This window comes from Aggregatilinea sp. (assembly GCF_036822615.1).
Classification (GTDB): Bacteria; Chloroflexota; Anaerolineae; order Aggregatilineales; family Aggregatilineaceae; genus Aggregatilinea.
In genome coordinates this window covers 1-23299 of record NZ_DAISHJ010000054.1, presented here as the reverse complement: position 1 = coordinate 23299, position 23299 = coordinate 1, and the positions used below count along the sequence as shown (strand labels likewise).

The window sequence follows — 23299 nt, the reverse complement described above, 5'->3', positions numbered from 1 at the left end:
CCCTGCGCCTGCTGGCGAGCGAAGCCGAGCCGATCAGCCGGGGCATCACCGTCTCGCGCGAGTACTTCGGTGAGGACGACCCGACGGCCCCGATCGCGCAGGCGCAGGTAGGCGACTTGATCACGGTGCGTGTCACGATGACGCTGCCGCAGGATGTGTACTACTTCGTGCTGGAAGATCCGCTGCCCGCCGGGACGGAACCGGTCGACACGTCGCTGCTGACGACCACACAGAATGCGCAGGGGCCGAGCATCCGCCCGGACTACGATCCGCACTGGTTCTGGGGCTGGTGGCTGTTCGACCACACCGAAATGCGCGACGAGCAGGTGAATCTCTACGCGGACTTCCTGCCGCGCGGCACGTACGTCTACACCTATCAGGTGCGCGCGAGCGTGCCGGGCGAGTTCCAGACCATGCCCAGCCACGCGTACGCATTCTACTTCCCGGAGGTCTTCGGGCGCGGCGCGGGCACGCTGTTCACCGTCACCCCCGCCGAAGGAGAGTAACCACATACACACAGGTTGCGTAGGGGCAATTCATGAATTGCCCCTACCGACCTAATGTCACAAAACCGTAGGGGCGTATCGCAATACGCCCCTACACGTCCCGATCCGCGCCTGTGCTGCGCGGATTTTTGTTTTTGCTCTTGCTAACCGCTAACGGCTAGCGGCTCACTGCTACGTGCTCCAGAAAATAACGGTGGAAGCGGTCGTCCGGCGTCAGTTCGGGGTGGAACGCGGTCGCCAGCAGGTGATTTTGCCGCACCGCCACGATGCCGCCCTCCGGCAGTTCCGCGAGCACCTGCACGCCGTCGAAGACGCCCGTCACCAGCGGCGCGCGGATGAATACCGCATGGAATGGCGCCTCACCGATCGCGGGCACGTCCAGGTCCGTCTCGAAGCTGTCCACCTGCCGCCCGAACGCGTTGCGGTTGACCTGAATGTCCATCAGTCCCAGGATCGGCTGGTCGCGCCCGATATCCTTCGCCAGAAAGATCATGCCCGCGCACGTGCCCCACACCGGCTTTTCCTGCGCGAAGGCGCGCAGCGGCTCGATCAGCCCGTAGGTGTTCGCCAGCTTACCGATGGTCGTGCTTTCGCCGCCGGGGATGATCAGCGCGTCGAGGTCGTCCAGGTCGTGCGGCAGCCGCACCTCGACCGGGGTCGCGCCCAGGCTGCGCAACGTTTTTTCGTGTTCGATGAATGCGCCTTGCAGCGCCAGTACGCCGACGTTCATACGCTCCCCTGACTTTCGGGTCTGTGCGAAACGATACGCGCATCTTACCCGTCTGGCGGGGTCACTTCAAGGGGCTTTGGACTTATTGGCCCCGTTTTTGTGCATTTGGACCTAATGCGGTGTCATGGGTCCGCGCTTACAGACCGGCTTTGTTGAGTTCGTCTTGCAGTGCGGGCAGCCTGCGGAACTCTTCCCGAATGCCCTCGATCAGGTCGAGCCACAGTTCTTCGTCATCGAGTTGATCGTACAGCTCGTGTACGATTTCAAGATACTGCGCCGCTTGAGCGTAATCGCTCCGGGTGCGCTGATCGATCAAGCGCCGTGCCGCATCGACGTAGACGGGGATCGCGCGCTCCGGCAACGCGTGCCGCGAGCGATCGGCAACCAGAAGTTTCAGCGTTTCCCCCAACCACCATGCGGAATCGTTGTCCGGCACGCGAGCTACCGTGCGCCACGCAGCGTTCCAATCTTCGTCGTGCAGGTAGATCCGCGTGAGCACGTCAAACTGCTTGCTGCGCTCCAGATCCTCAATCACCGCCGGGCGGACCGAGTCCCATTTGCCGACCGCTTCGGCGGCCTGCTTAAGCTCGACGTAGACATTTTCGTGCGGTTTCTCTTGCATCCACAGGCGATGCAGCTCGAACGAAGCCTCGCGGTCACCCCGCGCCTTGTACCGGGCCGCAAGCCAGCGCGTCATGCTATCGTTGAACTGCTTGTCGATGGTTTCGCGCGCGATCCGTATGGCGGCGTCCTCCTGCCCTGCCGCTGCCAATGCGGGCAGCGTCTGGAAGCGTTCATGCGGACCCGTGAGGTAGGTTTCGATTACATCGACGGCTTCATCAACGCGTCCCATATCGAGCAGCTTTTCAAACAACAGGCTGTACATTTCCTGCTCGCGCAGCCGTTGTAATGTCACTTCGGGATCGACGTTGTCGAGGGCGTCGAGTTGCACCAGCAGCTCTTCGTAAATTTCAACGCCCCATTCACTATACGTCTGTTCCACCTTGTTGCGCTGCGCCGTCTCGATTTGTTCTCGAATGGCCGGCAGCTCCTCGCGTTTGACGTGCGCGAGCAGCGTTTCGGGCATGGCGTCTTCAGCCAGACCAACCCCGCCTAAATCGATATCTTTGATGAAGGCATACAGCATCTGGTCCAGGATGGATCGCCGGAGCGTGTCGTCCTGAGCCACTTCGTCGTGCCGTAAGCTGGCTGCCAGACGGTCCAGGACTTGGTTGATCAATTCGATAAACAGTCCTTCATCGTCCATCAGCTCGTCGATGTGATCCAGCGCCTCTTCGACGATGACCTGATCGATCGCGCAAGCACTGCGCCAGTCACCCGCGTCTTGAAACTGTTGGGCAGCCCGCATGATGGACGACAGCGTGCGGTCCGCCATGAAATCGTCGTCCCACGGATTGGCGTTTTTGAATGCCTGCCGCAGCTCGCGCCGGAATGTTTTCGGATCGACCGGCTGGTTAGCGGGCTGCTGTCCCGGGAAGGGCCGGTCGATAAGAGTCTGCAAGTCGGGGTATTGCTCGATCATCTGGCGGATGAGGGCGATCAACTGCTCTTTGGTGCGGCTTTCCAGCAGATCTTTGACCGGCTCGCGCTCCTCGAACAACTGCGGTTTGTTGAGGTATGTCAGCAGTAGGGCGACGATGTGCTTGCAGTCGCCACCCCAGTCGTACAGGCACGTGCACGACGCCTCGCCAACGAAGCCGTCTGCGGTCAGGGTGACGCGGACCCGGTACGGTGAATAGTCCGATCCGCTGCACCACCCCTCAAGCTCGTTGCCGCGCCGGGTGGTGTTGTAAATGGCACCGTCCTGGTAGTACTGTTTGCCGCGTGTGAAGCTCTGGGCGGTTGCCCGGCTTTGGATGGCATCCAGTGTCAGTTGAGGCATCTCGACCTGCCTTCGTCCCTCGTAGGTTATATTACGATGCGGGAACAATTCAATTTTCCGCAGTGGGACAGCCGCGCGCAAAAACTCTCTTGAAATGCGGTGGTATGGGCCATTAACAAAACAAGGGCACATCTGCCGCAGCAAATGTGCCCTTCTTGTCTCTAATGCGCCGTTAAGTGAGCCGTGCTTACCACCCGCGCGAGGCGATGCGCTCGCCTTCCGGCATGGTGGTCACGTTGATGCCCATGAACAGAGGGCCAGACCAGGGAGATTGTTGTCCTGGTTTGGCGTTCTGGAGATGGGAATATGCTGCTTGCAGCGCGGATCGACCGGCAGTCACGTAACCTGATCGCACAGCCTCATACGTTCGTTCGCCCAGAAGCCGTTTCCACGGTCCTTTGCTCAAGGATCGATGGAGGCAGCTTCTTTGCTTTTGAGGAGACAGCTAATGGCCAATAAGCGTAAATCTACTCCATCCTCTGTCCTGCCCGGTTCCGTTATGACGGTCGGCCTGGACATCGGATATGGCGTCGTCAAAGCCATCACGGATAACGATGTCATCATGTTTCCATCCGTAATGGGCCACGCCCGCGAGATTAAGTTTCAGCAGGATGAAATCACAACGCGGCATCCCGGCGATCAAATCATCGACGATGAGGGAGAATGGTTCGTCGGCGATCTGGCCCTGGCGCAGCTTCCGCCCGGCGAACTGCTCCGGCTGCGCGGACGCACTGCGAACGAATCCACGATGGGCAATGCCTTCCGGCTGCGGCTGGCAAAGGTCGCCATCGGCAAACTGCTGCATGGCATCTGGAACCGGGATGTCATCCATCTACGCATCGCAACCGGACTGCCAGTGGACCATATGCGTGATGCCGGCGAATTGAAAAATGCCCTACTCGGCCAACACCTGATTCGAACCGATACGGCGGAAATCGTCGCCAATGTGGAACAGGTCATGGTCATGCCGCAGCCTTACGGGACGATTTACGCAGCGATGCTGACTGAAAATGGCGAGATCAACCAACGCCATACGGCGATCCGTACCGGCGTAGTAGACGTTGGAACCTACACCATCGATCTGGCGATGGATGATAACGGCGAATATGTGGATGCCGAAAGTGGCAGCGCAGAGAGCGGTGTGTTCACAGCGCAGGAACGTATCGCGGCGGCGCTAGAACGTGATTACCGGCAGAAGATGCCCTACAAGATCGTGGACCGCGTGCTGCGAACCGGCGTGTTTCATGCCAGCGGGGAGCCTGTCGATTACGCGGCAGAGGTAGAGGAAGCGCTCGCCCCACTCCGCAGCGCGACGCTGAACCTGATGAGCGAGAAGTGGAATCGGGGTATGACGGTGGACGTGATCTACCTGTCCGGAGGTGGCGCGGATCTGGTGGCGAAAGAGATCAGCATCGCCTACCCCCAAATACAGCTCGTGAAAGATGCGCAGCTCGCCAACGCACGCGGTTATCTGAATTACGCACGGTTCGCCGCCCGATAAACCTGTGCCTGGGGGTTGTACCGGTATGCCATTTCGGTCTGCCGAGTACGACCCCCGCAAAGGGAGGACAACATGTCCAAACGCCCTAAACCACCAAAACGCCGCTTCAAAATCATCACGTTCAAGGTTTACTACGACACCGATCCCGATGTTCTGGACTGGTGGGAAAGCCTGCCGGATGGAGATCGCAGCGAGGAAATTCGCGACGTGATGCGAGATTTCATCGACAGTCCAAAAGCCCGCCAGCAGCGGCTGAAGAAGGTGACGCTCACATCGATGGATCTGGAGCTAAGCCGGGTGCATGAAGATACGGTCTGGATTCGGGCCGCGTTAAACGACATGCCCGCTTACCTTGAGCAGCTTCTCCAGACCGTCGCAGTCATGCAGCCCATATCTGTGCCCATCGATAGCGTAACCGTTGAGAATAACTGTCTGCTGCCTACACAAATTCGGCTGGAGCGCGAAACCAATATGAACAAGGGCGCGCGATGGTGACCCCGACTCAACGAGCGTGTTTAGGTAGCTCGATCAGCACCTCAGGTGTGGGCGGAGTGCCGCCCACCGGTTCGCAACGCGAACCGACCAGGAACCGCACTACACGCCTCAGCAGCGTACCTTTTGTTCCGGTTCCTGGTAGCGAGCTAAATCGCTCGCCACTCATACGCCGTGGAGGCTCGGTGCAGCGCCGCAAGCGTCCTGCACCGGTTCGGGAGTGCACAGCACTCCCTGTGTCTGTGGGCTCGGCATGCCGGTCCCACAGACCGCACTCCGTGCCGGAGTGCATCAAAAGCGAACACCCTCAGCCAACAGCGCTACATCCAGTGTCACATGGAGGAGGAGACGTTGAATTATCGTGAAACCGTGCGTGCCATCGCACAACGTTTGCCACACCGTACTCAGCGCGATGTCGCGGAAATGCTCGACATCATGCGCGATATCTGGCTGGAGGAACTGTGCCAGCCAGGCGCAACGATCATTCTGTTCGATCTCGGAACGCTGTCTATCGACGTTCAGGACATGCGCACTGCCGGGGCTGTTCGCCAGACGATGCAAAGCAAACAGGGCAAGGATGCCCCTCAAACAGTCCGCCGTGTCTATGGCCGCTTCCGGCCTTCACCAGCACTGCGGCGCGCGTTGAAAGAGGATGAAATCCGATGATCACAGCACGATATACCGGGCTTCTGCATGAACTCACTGAGCAGAATACACGCCATTTCATAGAACGTTACGTTGGTCCAGAATGGAAATTGGACACCAAGCCGGAGCTGTCTTTCGACCTGTAACTTGCGCAGAAAACACACAGAGGACCAGAGCGCGTAGTTTTTGCCGACAACCGCTCAAGGGTCCCCTGTACAAAGTAGGGATAAGTATGTCACAAAAAAACGCGAATAACAAAACGTCATCGGATTCACAACCCGTTACCAACCGACATGAGTTTCTCAAGGCACTCTTGAGAAGCGTAGATTCTGAACTACTACTGGAGTTCCGCTGCATCCAGCCTGAAACAGAAAAGGCTCGCATCTTGTGGGCGCGTACCGGGGAGCAAAAAAAGCTTTCGTCTGTGCTTCGCCAGACAGACACCCTGAACAAATCCGCTTACGGGATCTTCTTTTCACCGTGCCCACGTACTCAAAAGAAGGGAACTGCAGATGCGGCGGCTGTTGTCCCTGCGTTGTGGGTAGACATCGACTGCGACAACGATCCGGAGCGCCGTGCGGTCAGTCTGGCGAGGCTGCATACCTTTGAGCCACAGCCCTCGATCGTCGTGAACAGCGGCGGAGGATGGCACGCATATTGGTTGCTCAGTGAGCCGTTCGCGCTGGAAAGTCACGCCGAGCGGCAGCATATCGGCAACCTCCTACAAGGGCTGTTCGCAGCCGTTGGTGGGGATCCTGACTATGCCAAGTCAGTCGCCTCATTGATGCGCCTGCCGGACTCCATCAACACCAAACCGGAACGCAATGGCGTAACAGCCGCGATCATCGACTTCCATCCGGATTGGCGATACTCCCTATCCGCGTTCGAATGGCTGGCCAGCACGCTGGGGAAGCCGGTTCTCAAACGGCTGGACATGCCTTCTGACAGCGCTTGTGCGCCTCTGCCACGGGCGACACTCGATTATCTCAACCAGGGGGCAGCTAACGGCAACCGGAACCATGCCCTGTTTGATGCTGCATGTCAGTTCCGTGACGCCGGATACAGCCAGGACGAAGCCGAAGCGCAACTCATCCCGCGCCACATCGCGGACGGCAGCAGCGGCGAAAATCTTACAGCGCGCGAACGAGAGGCTCGCGCTACCATCACCAGCGTGTATCACCAACCACGCCGCGAGCCGCTCCCGACAACGTCTCAAAATGCCCAGCAGCTTGTTCACGCCCTGGTCAACCAACAGCGAGCGGCGGAAAGACAGGGGCAGCCGACAGCGGAGCAAATCGCAGAAGCGGTCAAAGCCTGTGCACACCTGGATGCCCTTGACTGGGCGACCCAACGCCAGAAGCTCAAAACGCTGTGTGGTGATGGGGTGCGGATCACGGATCTGGATCGCCAGTATCGCCAGGCACGGCAAGCGCTGGAGCGCGAGCGACTTCAGGATTACGCTGAGCACGAAGAGTATCTCGAAGCCGGGCATAAGATGATCTACCGGCACATCACCTATCGCGGCCCGGTGGAAAGAGTTGTTGCAGCCTGGACCGGCACAATCACTGAGCGTATCTCTCAAATCAATGATGACGGGACATGTGAGCATATCGCCGCGCTGCAGCTCCGCAGCGAACAACAAACGTTCACGCTGCAAGTGCCCAGTGAACTGTTCGGCGATGAACCCGCGCTGCGCCGGTTCATCGCAGGGCACGCGGGTGAAACGTTCACCGTTCGCGCTGGAATGGGCAAACACCTCGCCCCGGCGATCTTGAGCCTATCGGGTGAGTACCCCCGCCGAACCAATTACCGCTTCATGGGGTGGGCGCAAATCAACGATCGCTGGACCTATATCGCGCCGGGCGTTTCCGTCAATGCGGATGGCCTCGGTGGAACGCCTCTGGAAACGGAATTGGACACACGGCTGCGCGATTATGGGCTGCACGATACATCCTGCGAAACTGCTTTAGCGGCTTTCCGGGCGCTTATCCCGGTGTTCCCGAAACAGCTTGCGCCGACGTGTATCGCCTTTGCGCTGCTGCCAATCGTTCAGCGATTCTTCCCAGCGGCTGCACCGCGTCCGGCAATCCATCTCACCGGGACGTACGGCAGCGGTAAATCGGAAATCGCCGCGTTGATGAGCAACTTCTACGGTTGTTTTTCACGGGACACGCCCCCTGCGCAGTGGGGCGACACCATCAATACAGTTGAAACAATTGGCTATCCCCTGGCAGATGCGCTCTATTGGGTGGATGACTACAAAAACATCTATGCCGACGAGCGCACCTTCACCCGTTTCCTGCAAAGCTACTCACGCGGTATGGGACGTGGACGGTTAACACGCGACTCTAGGGTGCGCCAGGAACGTCCCTGCCGGGGAACGGTTCTCAGCACAGGCGAGACAGTGCTCGAAGGTGAAGCGTCGGTGCTCTCGCGCATGCTGGTACTGGAAGTGCCGCCGTGGGAGCACCGCGATCCGGGCGGCGAGGCACTGCTACACGCGGATGCGCTTCGGCATGCCCTGCCCGGCTTCACCATCCGATTCGCCGCCTGGATCGCCCAGCAGGTCGAGCAGCACGATCTTCCGAGCCGGCTGTCACACGAGTTTGCGATCAGCGTGCAGGGCTATCGCGACAAGCTAAAAGCATCAGGCATTACGATGGCCAATACCGGGCGCGTGATTCAGAACTGGGCTGTCCTGGTCACCGTTTACCGGCTGCTGCGCGATTTTCTAGCCAGCATAAACGCTGATGATCTGCTGCCCAGTTGGCAGGATGCCATTCTGGAAACGGCACAGTCCGTGCGCCAGGAACGTGCAAGCCAAATATTCATTGACCTTCTTAGCCAGCTTCTAGCAGGCGGTCAGGTGATACTTGACGATAGCATGCAGCGCCCGCGCGAAGCATCTCCGGGAAGCACAATCGTTGGATACCGTGATGAAGCCTATATCTATCTGCTGCCAGAAATTGCGCACAAGGAAGTGAGCAAAATACAACCGCTGCATTTTTCCGCTGTAGCAATAGGGATGCAGCTTAAAGAAGATGGATTCCTGATTCCAGGCGCAAATAACCTCACTGTACAGCGGCGTGTAAAGGGAAATCGAGTGCGATTCTGGCAATTGAAGATGGGGTGTTTGGGCGATGATGGAAATGTAATCTGTGACACTGACTGACGTCATCAAGTTTTCGGTCGTAGAAAAATAGAGCTAATCACCGGCAGCATACCGGTGATTAGCTCTATTTTTCTGCCTGTTGTCTCAACTGTCACAAGTGTCACAGGGTAAGACAATCAAATTTACTGGAATTTTAAAAAAACGCGCTCCCGCCAAAATCGTGTCACCGACTGTGCAAAAGAACACTTGTGACGGGTGTGACATCTGTGACAGCAACCGCCATGAGTGCAAAAATCGAACGCGCAGTTGCATAAAAAGAAGCTGTGACAGGTGAGACACCTGTGACAGTAGCGCAAAAGATAATGCCAGACTATAACGTAGACACAAAGCGGATGGGCAATTCCCTCTTATAACCAACCTAGCAGATAGTATTTGCTTTACTAACTTTTTTGACTCTTTCCAACATGGAACGTTTCGTTCACACTTCTGCTTAAACTGGGGATAAAGAAGGAGATCTCGGATGTCGGATGATACCCGCCAACGCCTGCGTGACCTTGAAGCCCTGCTGCAAACTCATCCCGACGGGTTAAAAACCGCCGATCTTGCGGCGATGCTCGGTGTCAGCCAGCGCACCGTCTACAACGACCTCAATCGCCTGGAGATGGATGGCGTGCCCATCATCGAGGATCACGGCGCATACAGCCTCGATACCGCTTACCGCACAACAATCCGGCTGTCACTGGCGCAGGCGTGGTTCATGTATCTGCCACTTCGTCGCATCGTGCGCGCGGAACTGCACCGGATGCCGCTCGTGAAAAGCTTGCTGCACCGGATCGCCTCGCTGTTTCACGAGGAAATCGCCGACCAGTTGTTTCCGCTCGTCATGGACGATAAACCAGACGACAGGGATCATATCTTCGTAGATCTGGTGCGCTGTTGGCAGGAACAACGGCACATCGAATGCCGCTACCGCCGCCCGAATGCAGACTACGACTCGACACTCGTCGTCGCGCCGTGGTGGTTCGAGCCGGCAGTGTGGTCTGATGCGTTTTATCTCATCGGTGGATTGCGGCGCCCAAACGGCAGCGAGGATCCGATCACGCTCAAGCTCGATCGCATCCATGCTGTAACACCACTCCAAACCCATTTCGAGCGGCCTTCAGGCAAGGCAATCACAGACTATCTGGAACACACCTGGGGTATCTGGGTCGGAGATGGCGAACCGGTACGCGTCAAGCTGCGCTTCGACAACCGCCAGCACCAACGGCTGCAGGAAACGCGCTGGCATCCCACTCAGGAAAGTTGGGTTGAGCCGGACGGATCGATCATCTGGCAGGCACGCATCTCCGAGCCGCAGGAGATGCTGCCCTGGATTCGCGGCTGGGGTGCGGATGTAGAAGTGTTGGAACCGGATGATCTTCGGCAGCGTATCGCCGCCGACGCCGACGCAACCGCGCGGCTGTATGGGAACAACAGCACAACAAACGACTACATTTTCTAGGTCAAGTCTAGGTGGTACTATGAGTCCTAAGGAAACTCCATATGATTATCAAACTCTCGTGCGTGAACAGTTCCTTGGGGGCCAAGATCTGATCATCCAGGCTCCGACTGGCGCAGGGAAGACGCGCGCCGCGCTCGAACCAGGAATTAGAGGCTTCCAGCTCAAACCGATCGAAAACTATCCTCAGCGCCTTATTTACAACGTCCCCATGCGCGTGCTGGCACGCGGCTTCCTGGACGAATACGGCAAACGCGCGAAGGAAAAGGGCTGGCTCCCCCACTGGCATCCCACCATCCAAACCGGCGATATGCCGGAAGACCCGATGTTCGAGGGCCACGTTGTTTTTGCCACCGTGGATCAGATGCTAGCGGGGTTCCTCAATATCCCCTACGGCCTGCCCAAACGCCTGGACAACATCAACGCGGGCGCGATGATCGGCAGTGCGCTCGTCTTTGATGAGTTCCACCTCTACCCGCGCGACCAGATGATGCTAACCACGGTAGCAATGCTCAAAATGCTGAAGGGCGTCAGTCGTTTCATCCTGATGAGCGCGACCTTCTCGCCGGTGTTTCTGCGCGAAATTGGCCGCGTCATCGGCGCAGAGGTGATCGCCGACGATCCGGATACGCCGCTCGACCGGGGGCTGTTCCACGACATCCCCGCCCTGACCACTCGCCAGCGCACGTTCTACGCAGAAGACGGTGCGCTCGATGCGCGGGCAGTAATCGAGCGCATAGATGGCACGCAGCGTGTGCTGTGTATCTGCAACACGGTAGACCGTGCCCAACGACTTTACCGCGATCTGAAATCGGCGCTGGGGGAGGATATGAACTGCCGCCTGTTGCATTCACGTTTCTACCGCGAGGATCGCCAGGCGGTCGAAGACTTCGCGCGGGAACAGTTCGGCAAGGAGGAATCCGCAGGCCGGACCGTGCTGGTCGCTACGCAGGTGATCGAAGTTGGGCTGGATATCAGCAGCGAGGTGATGTTCACCGAATGCGCGCCCGCCGCCAGCCTGATCCAGCGCGCCGGGCGCTGCGCGCGCTGGGAGGGCGAGGGCCGCGTTTTTGTCTTTCAGCCCTACGACGAGGGCGAAATCAATTATGCGCCCTACACAGACGACGACCAGGAAGACATCTGTCGTAAGACGTGGAACGCACTGCGCTCAGAAGCATTTAACGGCCAGATCATGGGCTTTTCCGAAGAGCAGCAACTGGTAAAAATCGCCCACGAAGAAGCAGACGAGAAATTCGTAACCAACCTGGAAGCAAACATCAACCAGCGCATTGACCACATCGCGCACTGCATGGCAAGCCGCGAAGGAGCCTGGGCGGATCGGTTGATCCGCGAGCGTAAAGTAAACACCGTGCCGCTCTACATCCACCCCAGGCCGGACGAAGATGAGATCCTGACAACCAGGCCCTGGCAGCGGGAAGCAATCACCCTTTCGAAAGGCCAGATCGAGCGTGCACTTGCGGGAATGCCCGAGCCGGAGGACATCGACGCCCCGTTTTTGTTTTGTGCAGGTACGGATCAGACGGTGGACGACTACACCTCGCTGTATAAATGGAATGGCCTGCGCGAAAGCAAAGAGGTTTATGCCGCACGGATGCTCGTTGCGCACCCTCAGGCCGTCACCTACACGGCGGATCTCGGCCTGATGCTGTCTCCCGGCAGCACACCCGCCAAAGAATCTCCGGTCAGCCCCCGCAGGGACGTGGAGAAGATCGCCTACGAAGCCGAGCGCTATCACGAACACCTCAACGGCTTACAGTTGGCTTACACCATGCGGCGCACTGCAGAAAAACGGATCGGGGGTGAATCCCGCGAGCGCGCCTATACCCCTCTGCACGACGAGGTGCTTTATCCCCTGCGCGGCCTGTGCGCGCGAGTGGACGCGGACTTCGCACAGACAGAACGGCTCCTGCGGCTCACCCTGGCTCTGCACGATGTGGGCAAGCTCAACCTCCCATGGCAGGCATGGTCGCGCGCATGGCAGAACTATCGCCGCTCCCAGCGTTTCCCTGTGACACTGCCCACGAACGATCCCGATCCGCTGGCACACACCGATTTTGACGGTGCTCGCGCCGATGAGCGCGAATTGCAGCAGGGCTTCAAGCATGCCGCGCGCGGCAATCACGCCGGGGAAAGCGCGGAAGCATGCCTGCCGGTGCTGTGGGACGCCACAGGCGGCGATGCGTTCTGGATGGCGGTCACGGTCGGCGCGATCATGCGCCACCATACGCCGGACGTGAAGGACGCAGGGGCATTCCGGCTTACGCCGGGCAGCGAAGCCTCCTTTCGCCGCGCGCTGGAAATATTCGGATTCGGCGACGAGGCGGAACGGTGGTTCGAGGCACTTTGTGCATCCTTTGCACGGGGCAGCAGCGCACTCAGCAAATATGCCGAGCGCATCGCGCCCAGCCGCAGCAGTTACAACGCCGCGCTGATGTACTTCGTCTTCGTGCGCACGCTGCGCCTGGCCGACCAGCGTTCCGGCAATTATTGGCGGCAGTATCGCACGTCAAATCTGGTTTCCGGTTATGAAAGGTAAGGATCTGATGGCCGATACCATTCTGTATGTCGAAAAAGACACCGACCAGATGCGCTCGACCCTGGTCGCGTATGGGCTGGCGTCGCTACTCTACCGGCTCGCCGATCCCGGCACGAGCCTGGATGTGCGTATCGTAGATGGAGGCAGCACGTATGCGCTGGTAGCAGAAGGGTGCGCCCCGACGGATCTACTGGAGTATGTCGCGCAGCACGGTCTGCCGGTGCTGCTGCCCGCCATTTTCAAACCGCTGTCGGCAGGGGAGAAAAAACAGGTAGAAAGCGGTGTTCCAGAAGAAGAAGTGCTGCGCAAATACATCCCTGAACGCTTCCCCAGTCAGGATGTGATCGATTATGGGGCCGAAAAGCAGAAGGTCGATGAGACACGACAAACCAAACGCAAAACGCGCGAGGAAACCGATCTGCCGCAGCGCCCGCGTGATTACCCGCTGTGGGCGCACCTGTGCTCGTACTTCGGAAAAGGCTCGGCCATGCGCATCGGCTATCCGCTGGTCGTTCATGCGTGGCACGCACATCAGGGTGATCAGGCCGTGGCGCTGCTGGATCTGATTCTGCGCACCTATGGCGTGTTCCCGAACGATCTTGAGGCTGCACGCGATGAGTGGCGCGACACAATTAAGCCGGAGCTTGATCCATCAGGTTTTCAAATCTTCGGCTGGGATGGCGCGCAGACCGACGTGAGCGCTCTGTCTATCGTTTCTCCGACGACAGCGCAGGGCTCGTATACAGTCAGCGGCGCACGTGGCGTAAACACCGGCACGCCCGATATTTTCTGGCTGGACATTTACCTGGCCTTCGTAGGGTACATGACAGCGGCCATGCCGTTCAACGCAGACGGAGACGCCCTGCTCTATTACCCGATTCCGCGTGATATCGCGTTCACGGCGTTTGAGCACACGATGCAGTCCTACCGTAATTCGGACGCGATCCGCCACCTGTACGACTACTCCAATTTCATGCCGCGCGCCAAGATCGACGCCCTCAGCCAGATCGCGTTTTACGACAACATGATCAAACACTACCGCGACAACATGCCTATAGAGAACGCAAAACCCTGGGATGTGCCGGACATCAATGCGATCAGCGGGCTGGTCGGCTACTACTACAAAAACATTTCAACGCAGGTTCCGTTTGATGAGACGACCTTCGCCCTGCCCGCGTGGCTGCCGCTCAAGGCCGATGCTGCCGCGCTGGACGAGGCGCGTAGTGTGCTGGACGGTCACCGCGACCTGATCGAGGACATACGCGGCGACTATGCAGAAGAACTGGAAATTTTGTCCAGCTACCGGCGATTTGTGACGTTGGGCAACGCCCAAGACTGGATCGCATTCGCAATCGACTATAGCCAGCACCGCTTCAACAAAATGGTGGACAGTCCCTGGATGGCCCATGTATCCGTCGAACTTCTGGAGAAAACGCTCATGAACAATCCGCAAGCCAAAGACTATCGCCCAATTTTGGAAAACACCGGGTTCCGCAGTGTCGCCACCGCGATCCGAAGCTGCACCGTGCAGCTCCGTTATTTCAAAGATGTGAAGAACCAACAGATTGCGTTCAAGGTGCGGCATGGCCTGGGCGATGACCTGCTGCGTCGGGCACACGATCCCGATCACTTCATCGAGGATCTCGGCAGTTTCGTGCACGACTACATGCGCGAAAGCAGCAACGTTCAGGCCCTTACCGGCGAGGAACGCGCATTCATCACCGAAGGTGATCTCTACGACGTCATCGCGCTGGTCAGCGAATACGGATCGCGCGTGGTTGCCAGCCTGCTCGTCGCCAGCGGCTATGCATCCAATTTCACACGCAAAGAACAGTAGGTCGAAGCAGTCAAGCAGGACCGAAACAGGAATTTGTGCTTAAGGACACTCTATAAGGAGCCTTTCAAATGACGACCCCGATCACTTCTCTGTCGCTGGCGTGCCGCGTCGTGATGGACATGCACGCGCTCAACAACGAAGGCAACGAAAGCAACCGCCTCATGACCCGGCAGGTAGGCATCGTCACCCCTGCCACCACCGAAGACGGCACGCCAACCTACGCGCGCTCGACCGTTAATGCCATTTCCGGCGACATGAACAAGCACATTTTTGCCGATGCCTTCCGCGACATGGCGCTCGATCTCGGCCTGGATGTGTGCCCTGCGTGTCAGGCGCTCGACCCGGCACGCATGATGGGCAACGCGGACTTTCGGGAATTCCTCAAGGGCAAGCCTGCCGTCGATGAAGTGATCGACCGGCTGCTGACCTGCGCCGTAGACGACGTGTGTGGCATTATGATCACGGGCGAAGGCATGTCCGTGAAGCGTAAATCGGCCATTGAGTTCGGCTGGACGGTCGGCCTGCCGGAGATCACCGAAGTGCAGGAGTTCCTGCATGCGCGCCACGCGATCACCCGCCTGACGCGCACAAAGGCCACCCGCGATTCGGACGAAGACACCAAAAAAACAGCCCTGGCCGAAAAGGGCGAAAACATTGGGCAGATGGTGTTCAACCGACCTGCGTCGTCCGGTGTGTATGCGTTCGTCGCGCACCTGGACGTGGCGGCCATTGGCTTTAACGACGCTTCGCAGGACTACCCAGATTTCGTCACCGACCGGGACGGACGGCTCCGCGCGGCGCTGATGGCGCTGGTGCAAACCGTGCTGCACCCTAAGGGCGCGCTGACCTCCACACAGCTCCCGCATGTAGTGGATGTGGAAGGCTTCGTCAGCGTCTCGACCTCAGCGGCAGCAGCGCCGTTGATCAGCCCGCTGGCAGATAATTTCATCCATCGTGCAAACGACATCGCCGGGCTGGTGAACCGCATCCACGGCGAAAATGCCGTGTCACTGCTGCCTTTCGCCGGATCGGAAGGGCTGCTGGCCCAGATCGCGGACGTGGTGGAGACGGTCACGCCCGCCCAGTACCGCAGGCTGTAAGCCATGTGGATCGTCGTCGATTACGAACCGGTCGCAGCATTCGGGCTGCGACCATCCAATACCACGTCCAGCGGCGGGAAGTCGCTGCTCGTGCCAACGCCGTATGCGATCAAGATGGCGCTGCTGGATCGCCTGATTCGCTATGGAGGGCTGGATTACGGCGTGGACCGCTTTCCGCTGGTGCGCGACCTGGAAATCGAGCTGCATGTGCCGTTTGCGGTCGCCGTGAACCGGACGTTCCAGAAAGTGCTGCGACCCGGCGGTAAGGGTGAAATCTGGAACCAGACCATCGCGCAGCGCGAGTATGTGTTTCACGCCGGATCGCTCTCACTCGCTTTCGGGCTGGCGGATGCCGCTTTCACAGATGAAATCGTGTATATGCTTCCGTCCATCAACTACTTTGGGCGCAAGGGCAGCTTTATGCAGTTTGTGGGACACCGCCTGCTCGATGATCCGCCCGGCACGGCGCAGGGCTATATCGATCTGTGCCACCCAACGGAAACGCTCGGGTTCGGCTTCCTCCAGCGCATGGACAACATGCGATCGGATGCAACATTCGAGGACGTCTCCGTCTATGGCAGTCCACGCTCGGATGGCGGACGGATCAGCTACAACGTCATTCTGCCCTACCAGCTAGCGCATCACGGTTTCAATCACACCGTCTATGAAGTGGAGCCGCAGCCATGATCCCACTGACGCTGTTGGACGTGCATATCTCCGCGTCCTATCCGCTTGACTTTGGCGCCAACCCTGGGTCCAGCATCCGGGGCGCGCTCTACGAGACGCTGCGCACCATGTACGATACCGGCGCAGCGGTGCGGGCGCGGGAAGACGTGGACGAGAACCCGACGGCGTGGTTGCTGCGGCTGGAAGACGACGAGACGAGCGGGGGCAAGGATGTTCCCCGCCCGATCGCCATCCGACCGCCATTAACCGCTGGCGTGCGTGATACGTCCTTCGGTGTGTCACTCTACGGGCGCGGGCAGGATCAGCTTCCAATGGTCCTGTCCGCCCTGAACGCCATGCAGCAGATCGGATTGGGGCGCGGGCGGAACCGGTTCACACTGGACCGGATCGATCTGCTCGATCCCATCACCTATCAGCCCACGCCCCTGCTGGATGGACAGGGCCACAGGCTAGGCGATCTGCGCACCGCACCGGGCGAAGCCGCCTATGTCAAGCTGGCGGAAATGCTTCGACCAGACCGCATCGCTGTCGATTTTCTGACGCCTACGCGCATCGTCGAACAGAAACATCTGGTGCACGAGCCGCAGTTCAAGCCCTGGTTCCAGCGGCTTTTGGAACGTATCCGTGTGATCAGCGAGGTCTACACGGACACGCCGGTCTGGGTTCCGTTCAAGGATCTGTTGGCAGATGCGGAACGCGTCACGCTGGCCGAGAACGATACGCGCTGGATCGAGATGTGGTCAGGTTCGCGGCGCGACGGAGCGATGCGTCCGACCAGCGGCTTTGCCGGGCGCGCCGTCTATGAGGGTGATCTATCACGAGTGCTGCCGTGGCTGGTTTTGGGTCAAGCGATACAGGTGGGCAAGAACACGGTCAAGGGTTGCGGGTGGTATCGCCTGCGCTACGCGTGGCGCTAACGTTAGCGCCACTCGTCCTTTGGGAAACATGAATTGGTCACCGAAATGAAACTCGACACTGTTGAGTGACACGAACCGAGTTTCATTTTTAGACAGGGGCGGTGTTCCATTTTTCTCGAAATGGTCAAAATCCGACCTGCTACAATGGCCGTCACGGCCCCGAATCACGGCATCAGGTCATTTTTGACCTGAATTTCTGTTTGGTGTGGCGGGGTTTCACCCGTTCGGTCCGCATCGAGGACACTGAAAGCGGGTGTGTCGTCAGACGTCAGCCAGGCGAGCTTAGGTTTCACCCGTTCGGTCCGCATCGAGGACACTGAAAGTGTAAGTAAAAGCGCTGGCCTACGTAGTCGTATTTGTTTCACCCGTTCGGTCCGCATCGAGGACACTGAAAGGACCGAAGTCGACCTTAGCACGCTGCCGCGTGGTGAAGTTTCACCCGTTCGGTCCGCATCGAGGACACTGAAAGCGGTGCTGGTGGTGGCGAACTGCCTACGGCGGAACGTTTCACCCGTTCGGTCCGCATCGAGGACACTGAAAGATGAACGGCGAGTAAAACGCCCTGCGCACGGCTAGGTTTCACCCGTTCGGTCCGCATCGAGGACACTGAAAGTTCCAAATGGTCGTAATACTCATCGCTCCAATAGTTGTTTCACCCGTTCGGTCCGCATCGAGGACACTGAAAGCCACCCATCGGCAGGGGTAGCATCTGGTAAAGGCCTTTCACCCGTTCGGTCCGCATCAAGGACACTGAAAGATCCAGACGACCCGCGCCATCCTGTACAACTGCGGTTTCAACAGTCCGGTCCGGATAAAGGACACTGGCAATCCGCATAAGTTTCAAGGAGCTGAATATGGCCATTGTCGAGGACTTGATTGTAAGTGAGTATGGCGCATTCGTCGGGCTGCATGGCAAACGTCTGCGAGTTCATGTCAACAATAAGCGCATCGCGGAAGCACCGCTGCTGCACCTCCGCAGCGTCCAGATTCACACACGATCGGCATCATTGAGTGCAGCAGCACTCGCCGCCTGCTGTGAAGCGGGAATTCCCGTGCATTTCGTGGACAGTTTCGGCGGCAACTACGCCAGCGTACTCTCGCCCAACCTGACCACCGTCATCACCACACGCCGCCACCAACTCGACGCGATGAACAACCAGATCGGCGTGGATGTCGCGCTGCAAATCGGCGTAGGCAAAATCAAAAGTCAGGCGGCTAATCTCCGCTATCTCGCACGTCGCCAACCGGAAGACGTCGCGCCGGCTTTGCAGCAGTCCAGCTTCGATCTGCTGGCCTATGCGGACCGGCTTGCCGCAATCCGCGCGGAAACCATCGGAGATGTGCGGGCAGAGCTGATGGGTATCGAGGGACAGTGCGCCCGGCTCTACTGGAGCGCCGTTGCCGCGTTGATACCGGACGAATACCAGTGGTCGGGTCGCACCGGACGCCATGCGACTGATCCGGTGAACTGCCTGCTGAACTACGGCTATGGGATTCTGTATGGCGAAGTGCAAAATGCGCTGGTCATCGCCGGGCTGGAACCATATGCAGGCCTGATCCACACCGACCGCCCCGGTAAGCCGAGCCTGACGCTTGATTTGATCGAAGAATTCCGTGCGCCTGTTGTAGATCGCACGGTGATAGGACTGGTCAACCGGCACTACGAGGTACGCTTCGAGGACGATGGCCGAATGGAACGTGAATTCCGCAAGAGCTTTGCAAAACACATTCTATCCCGGCTGAATGCACAGGGTGTCTATCAGAAAAAACGCTACCAGCTCCGCTCGATCATTCAACTTCAGGCACGCGCCCTGGCGACGGCGCTTCGCGGCGAGCAGCCTTATCTGTCCTACACGGGAGGATAACATGATCCGTGTAATCGTCGTCTACGACATCAGCGATGATAAGGCGCGCAAAAAAGTCAGTGACACGTGTCTGGATTACGGCCTGGACCGCCACCAGTACAGCGTCTTTTCGGGGCTGGTCAAACCAACACATCTCCGCGAGCTTGCCAAACTGCTGCGTCCACTATCGAAAGAAGGACAGGTCACGCTGATCCCGGTCGCAGCCGATGACTGGGAAAAGCGAGTTGAACTGGGAGCGAGCAAACTATGACTTCGATGCCGGATGCGGAAGTACTTTCGACGTATCTTCGCATCAATGAGCTGAAAAACTATGTTTACTGTCCGCGCATCAGCTTTTATACCCTCTGCATGGGGATCGATCGTGAGACAGGCCTCTCGCACATGGGGATTGAAGCAGAAGCCGAGGTCAAAGCGCGCATGAGACGGCGTAAACATGCACTGCATGTAGTCGTCGAGGGGCAGCGTCATTTTGATGTCACAGTATTCAGCCCCACGTACCAGATCGTGGGAAAAGTCGATGAAGTAGTCGAGACGACGGAGGGTCTCTACCTGATCGATTACAAGGACACCGAGAAGGATTACGGTTATTGGAAGCTCCAAATAGGCGCTTACCATCTCTGCCTTAGTGAAAATTCTACTCTCCCCGTATTGGCCTGTTATATCTACAGCATCCCAACACAGGAATATCACCCGATCAGGTTCACACGCCGCGATGAAGAAAAACTGCGGGCTACGCTTGCTGAGCTTCATGCTATGATGGATGAAGAACGCTGCCCACCCCCTGCACCACAGCCCGGCAAATGCAGAACGTGCCAATACAGCCGTTTCTGCAACGACGTATTTTAAGGATCTCTGCAAATGAAACTCGGCGTGGTTTCGTGACATCAACCGAGTTTCATTTCAGCACCGAATTAGGGAGCACTTTTCTGAGCATGTGCGTCGAACCCACCTTCTACAATGGCCATCCAGGGGCAGATTCGTGCAATCAGGTCATTTATGCCCTGTTTTTGCGTTCGGCGTAATGGGGTTTCACTCAGTCGGTCCGGATAGAGGACACTGAAAGATCTAGGTGCTGCGGAGCGGTGTAGAAAGGCTGTGTTTCACTCAGTCGGTCCGGATAGAGGACACTGAAAGGGATTGGATTACTCCCGGCGAGTGTCAAACTGTGCTGTTTCACTCAGTCGGTCCGGATAGAGGACACTGAAAGGCAGTGCCGCCTGCGCATCGAAGTTCGCAGCCGTGAGTTTCACTCAGTCGGTCCGGATAGAGGACACTGAAAGCCGGCAGGACGCGCCGCTCGCTTTGTGTGGCTAGGTTTCACTCAGTCGGTCCGGATAGAGGACACTGAAAGATCCAATCCAAAGCTGCTTACGTAGGCGCGGGCGGGTTTCACTCAGTCGGTCCGGATAGAGGACACTGAAAGACGGATGAGGAATGGAAAGCCTACCTAAGCGCCCAGGGTTTCACTCAGTCGGTCCGGATAGAGGACACTGAAAGCTCGGACAGCTTAGGCCAGCCCGCGCGCAGGTTCGTTTCACTCAGTCGGTCCGGATAGAGGACACTGAAAGTCATCTCATTCTTCCATCCACGGAGACACCGTGTGTTTCACTCAGTCGGTCCGGATAGAGGACACTGAAAGTCACAAGCGGCCATTGCAAACCCCACGTCTCTAAGTTTCACTCAGTCGGTCCGGATAGAGGACACTGAAAGTTAAATCGGTGGGTGCAAGACGCACAGGGAACGTACGTTTCACTCAGTCGGTCCGGATAGAGGACACTGAAAGCAGTGCGATTGCAATCTCGTGCCGGCACGCGGTCGGTTTCACTCAGTCGGTCCGGATAGAGGACACTGAAAGCAGTCGCACCCGTGTGTACCGTGCTGGTGTACACAGGTTTCACTCAGTCGGTCCGGATAGAGGACACTGAAAGCATGCTGCTGGCGTCATTGGCGGCTACCACCGCCTTGTTTCACTCAGTCGGTCCGGATAGAGGACACTGAAAGAATGCCAACTCGAACCGCGTAGTTCGCACGCCCAGGTTTCACTCAGTCGGTCCGGATAGAGGACACTGAAAGACGCACTGGACACCCCACAAAGAGAGGAAGAAACGGTTTCACTCAGTCGGTCCGGATAGAGGACACTGAAAGCACCAATCATAAAAGTCATCCGATGTGTAGCCGTGCGTTTCACTCAGTCGGTCCGGATAGAGGACACTGAAAGCGGATTGAACCCTATTAAATATGGTCTACCGGGCGATGTTTCACTCAGTCGGTCCGGATAGAGGACACTGAAAGCCACCCATCTGCTCGGGTAGCTTCTGGCAAAGGGTTTCACTCAGTCGGTCCGGATAGAGGACACTGAAAGTGGTTGCTGCCGGAGAGGTCGCAAAAGTGCCAGGGTTTCACTCAGTCGGTCCGGATAGAGGACACTGAAAGTTTAAGAGCATTCAAGCACCCCGCGCAAAAGGCGCGTTTCACTCAGTCGGTCCGGATAGAGGACACTGAAAGGCCGGCGAACAAGTCCAGCCGATCCGCGATATCGGTTTCACTCAGTCGGTCCGGATAGAGGACACTGAAAGGATGGTCGGGCGCCATTCGGTGTCCTACGCCAGCGTTTCACTCAGTCGGTCCGGATAGAGGACACTGAAAGGATCCTGATCGAAGGTGGTAAACGGGGTGATCGTGGTTTCACTCAGTCGGTCCGGATAGAGGACACTGAAAGTTGAAGGGTCAGCAGCGGGCGGTCGAAGGCGTCCGGTTTCACTCAGTCGGTCCGGATAGAGGACACTGAAAGTCCTGTCTGGAACTAAAAGACCCGCTTGAAGGCGGTTTCACTCAGTCGGTCCGGATAGAGGACACTGAAAGACGACCCGCGACGCTAGTTCGCCATGTACAGCGCTGTTTCACTCAGTCGGTCCGGATAGAGGACACTGAAAGCCGGAGGTGAGCGGAATGGTGGTGAAGTCGGACGGAGTTTCACTCAGTCGGTCCGGATAGAGGACACTGAAAGAACGCTCGTGATGTTGTAGTGCGTGTAGACCGGAGGTTTCACTCAGTCGGTCCGGATAGAGGACACTGAAAGTTGAGCAGGTCATCGCAAACCAGAATGTTCGCGCCGTTTCACTCAGTCGGTCCGGATAGAGGACACTGAAAGTTGAAGGTATACGTCCGTGTGCCAAGCGTGATGGGTTTCACTCAGTCGGTCCGGATAGAGGACACTGAAAGGGTCCAGTTGGATACGAAAGAAATCGCGCAGGCAGGTTTCACTCAGTCGGTCCGGATAGAGGACACTGAAAGGGCATCTCGATTGCGGCGGGCGTGACGCTGACGGCGGTTTCACTCAGTCGGTCCGGATAGAGGACACTGAAAGCCCATAATCTTTGATCACGGGCCGGCGGATCTGTGCGTTTCACTCAGTCGGTCCGGATAGAGGACACTGAAAGTTCGAGTAACTGCTGATGCTGCTCGCGCGTATTCGTTTCACTCAGTCGGTCCGGATAGAGGACACTGAAAGGATGCTGCCAATCGACCCGGTCACAGGATGGATGAGTTTCACTCAGTCGGTCCGGATAGAGGACACTGAAAGTCAACTTGAGGCGCACTATTGGGCACACTACGCGCAGTTTCACTCAGTCGGTCCGGATAGAGGACACTGAAAGCAATCGCTCGGCACTTCGTCGGTGGTGCACATGCCGGTTTCACTCAGTCGGTCCGGATAGAGGACACTGAAAGTTTGAGTGCGAGATTGGCGATCTGCTGGTTGTGGTCGTTTCACTCAGTCGGTCCGGATAGAGGACACTGAAAGCCCAACAGGCTAGCGCCGCCGCGACAACCTCAGTAGTTTCACTCAGTCGGTCCGGATAGAGGACACTGAAAGAGATACCTGAAGCACAAGCACATAAGCCATTAGAGCGTGTTTGTTAAATAGCGCAAAGGAACGATAGAGTTGAGG

At 57.9% G+C, this 23299-nt stretch carries 16 protein-coding genes and 2 CRISPR repeat arrays; of the genes, 14 read left to right on the top strand and 2 right to left on the bottom strand.

Going from position 1 to position 23299, the window contains the following annotated elements; genetic code table 11:
• Positions 1–506: hypothetical protein (locus V7116_RS15245; protein ID WP_324392804.1), on the top strand; the 506-nt coding region annotated here is incomplete at its 5' end.
• A gap of 157 nt (positions 507–663) precedes the next feature.
• Here the strand turns inward: V7116_RS15245 and pdxT are convergent.
• Positions 664–1236, bottom strand: coding sequence for a pyridoxal 5'-phosphate synthase glutaminase subunit PdxT (gene pdxT, locus V7116_RS15240; protein WP_119065531.1), 573 nt, complete (start codon positions 1234–1236; stop codon positions 664–666).
• A gap of 136 nt (positions 1237–1372) precedes the next feature.
• The gene (locus tag V7116_RS15235) at positions 1373–3139 is read right to left on the bottom strand and encodes an SWIM zinc finger family protein (protein ID WP_324392803.1); all 1767 of its coding nucleotides are present in this window, start codon (positions 3137–3139) and stop codon (positions 1373–1375) included.
• A gap of 448 nt (positions 3140–3587) precedes the next feature.
• On the opposite strand from V7116_RS15235, the gene V7116_RS15230 reads away from it, so the two are divergent.
• The 13 genes from V7116_RS15230 to cas4 all read left to right on the top strand — a co-directional run bounded on the left by V7116_RS15230 (position 3588) and on the right by cas4 (position 20196).
• Positions 3588–4640 (top strand): ParM/StbA family protein, encoded by a 1053-nt coding sequence (locus V7116_RS15230; protein WP_324392802.1) that lies wholly within the window; start codon positions 3588–3590, stop codon positions 4638–4640.
• A 72-nt stretch (positions 4641–4712) separates the two neighbouring features.
• The gene (locus tag V7116_RS15225; protein ID WP_324392801.1) at positions 4713–5135 is read left to right on the top strand and encodes a hypothetical protein; all 423 of its coding nucleotides are present in this window, start codon (positions 4713–4715) and stop codon (positions 5133–5135) included.
• A gap of 348 nt (positions 5136–5483) precedes the next feature.
• Positions 5484–5798: a hypothetical protein gene (locus V7116_RS15220; RefSeq protein ID WP_324392800.1), complete on the top strand. Its 315-nt coding sequence runs from the start codon at positions 5484–5486 to the stop codon at positions 5796–5798.
• Between the two features lie 211 nt (positions 5799–6009).
• The gene (locus V7116_RS15215) at positions 6010–8949 is read left to right on the top strand and encodes a primase C-terminal domain-containing protein (RefSeq protein ID WP_324392799.1); all 2940 of its coding nucleotides are present in this window, start codon (positions 6010–6012) and stop codon (positions 8947–8949) included.
• A gap of 460 nt (positions 8950–9409) precedes the next feature.
• Positions 9410–10390, top strand: a complete 981-nt coding sequence (locus V7116_RS15210) for a helix-turn-helix transcriptional regulator (RefSeq protein ID WP_324392798.1) — start codon at positions 9410–9412, stop codon at positions 10388–10390.
• A complete protein-coding gene (gene cas3 / locus V7116_RS15205; RefSeq protein WP_324392797.1) occupies positions 10302–12944 on the top strand; it encodes a CRISPR-associated helicase Cas3' in 2643 nt (880 codons plus the stop codon). Before V7116_RS15210 ends, cas3 begins: the two co-directional genes overlap by 89 nt.
• A gap of 7 nt (positions 12945–12951) precedes the next feature.
• Positions 12952–14781: a hypothetical protein gene (locus tag V7116_RS15200; protein ID WP_324392796.1), complete on the top strand. Its 1830-nt coding sequence runs from the start codon at positions 12952–12954 to the stop codon at positions 14779–14781.
• Between the two features lie 68 nt (positions 14782–14849).
• On the top strand, positions 14850–15881 hold the full coding sequence (locus V7116_RS15195) for a DevR family CRISPR-associated autoregulator (RefSeq protein ID WP_324392795.1): 1032 nt from the start codon (positions 14850–14852) through the stop codon (positions 15879–15881).
• 3 nt (positions 15882–15884) lie between these two features.
• Positions 15885–16568 carry a hypothetical protein gene (locus V7116_RS15190; protein ID WP_324392794.1) on the top strand — a complete coding sequence of 228 codons (684 nt, stop codon included), beginning with the start codon at positions 15885–15887 and terminating at the stop codon, positions 16566–16568.
• On the top strand, positions 16565–17485 hold the full coding sequence (gene cas6 / locus V7116_RS15185) for a CRISPR system precrRNA processing endoribonuclease RAMP protein Cas6 (protein ID WP_324392793.1): 921 nt from the start codon (positions 16565–16567) through the stop codon (positions 17483–17485). Before V7116_RS15190 ends, cas6 begins: the two co-directional genes overlap by 4 nt.
• 213 nt (positions 17486–17698) lie before the next feature.
• Positions 17699–18242: a CRISPR direct-repeat array (repeat unit 37 nt; unit sequence GTTTCACCCGTTCGGTCCGCATCGAGGACACTGAAAG).
• A 97-nt stretch (positions 18243–18339) separates the two neighbouring features.
• Positions 18340–19350 carry a CRISPR-associated endonuclease Cas1 gene (gene cas1 / locus V7116_RS15180; protein ID WP_324392792.1) on the top strand — a complete coding sequence of 337 codons (1011 nt, stop codon included), beginning with the start codon at positions 18340–18342 and terminating at the stop codon, positions 19348–19350.
• A gap of 1 nt (position 19351) precedes the next feature.
• Positions 19352–19600 (top strand): CRISPR-associated endonuclease Cas2, encoded by a 249-nt coding sequence (cas2, locus tag V7116_RS15175; RefSeq protein WP_324392791.1) that lies wholly within the window; start codon positions 19352–19354, stop codon positions 19598–19600.
• Positions 19597–20196 (top strand): CRISPR-associated protein Cas4, encoded by a 600-nt coding sequence (gene cas4, locus V7116_RS15170; protein WP_324392790.1) that lies wholly within the window; start codon positions 19597–19599, stop codon positions 20194–20196. Before cas2 ends, cas4 begins: the two co-directional genes overlap by 4 nt.
• Positions 20197–20376: 180 nt before the next feature.
• Positions 20377–23224: a CRISPR direct-repeat array (repeat unit 37 nt; unit sequence GTTTCACTCAGTCGGTCCGGATAGAGGACACTGAAAG).
• Between the last annotated feature and the right edge of the window lie 75 nt (positions 23225–23299).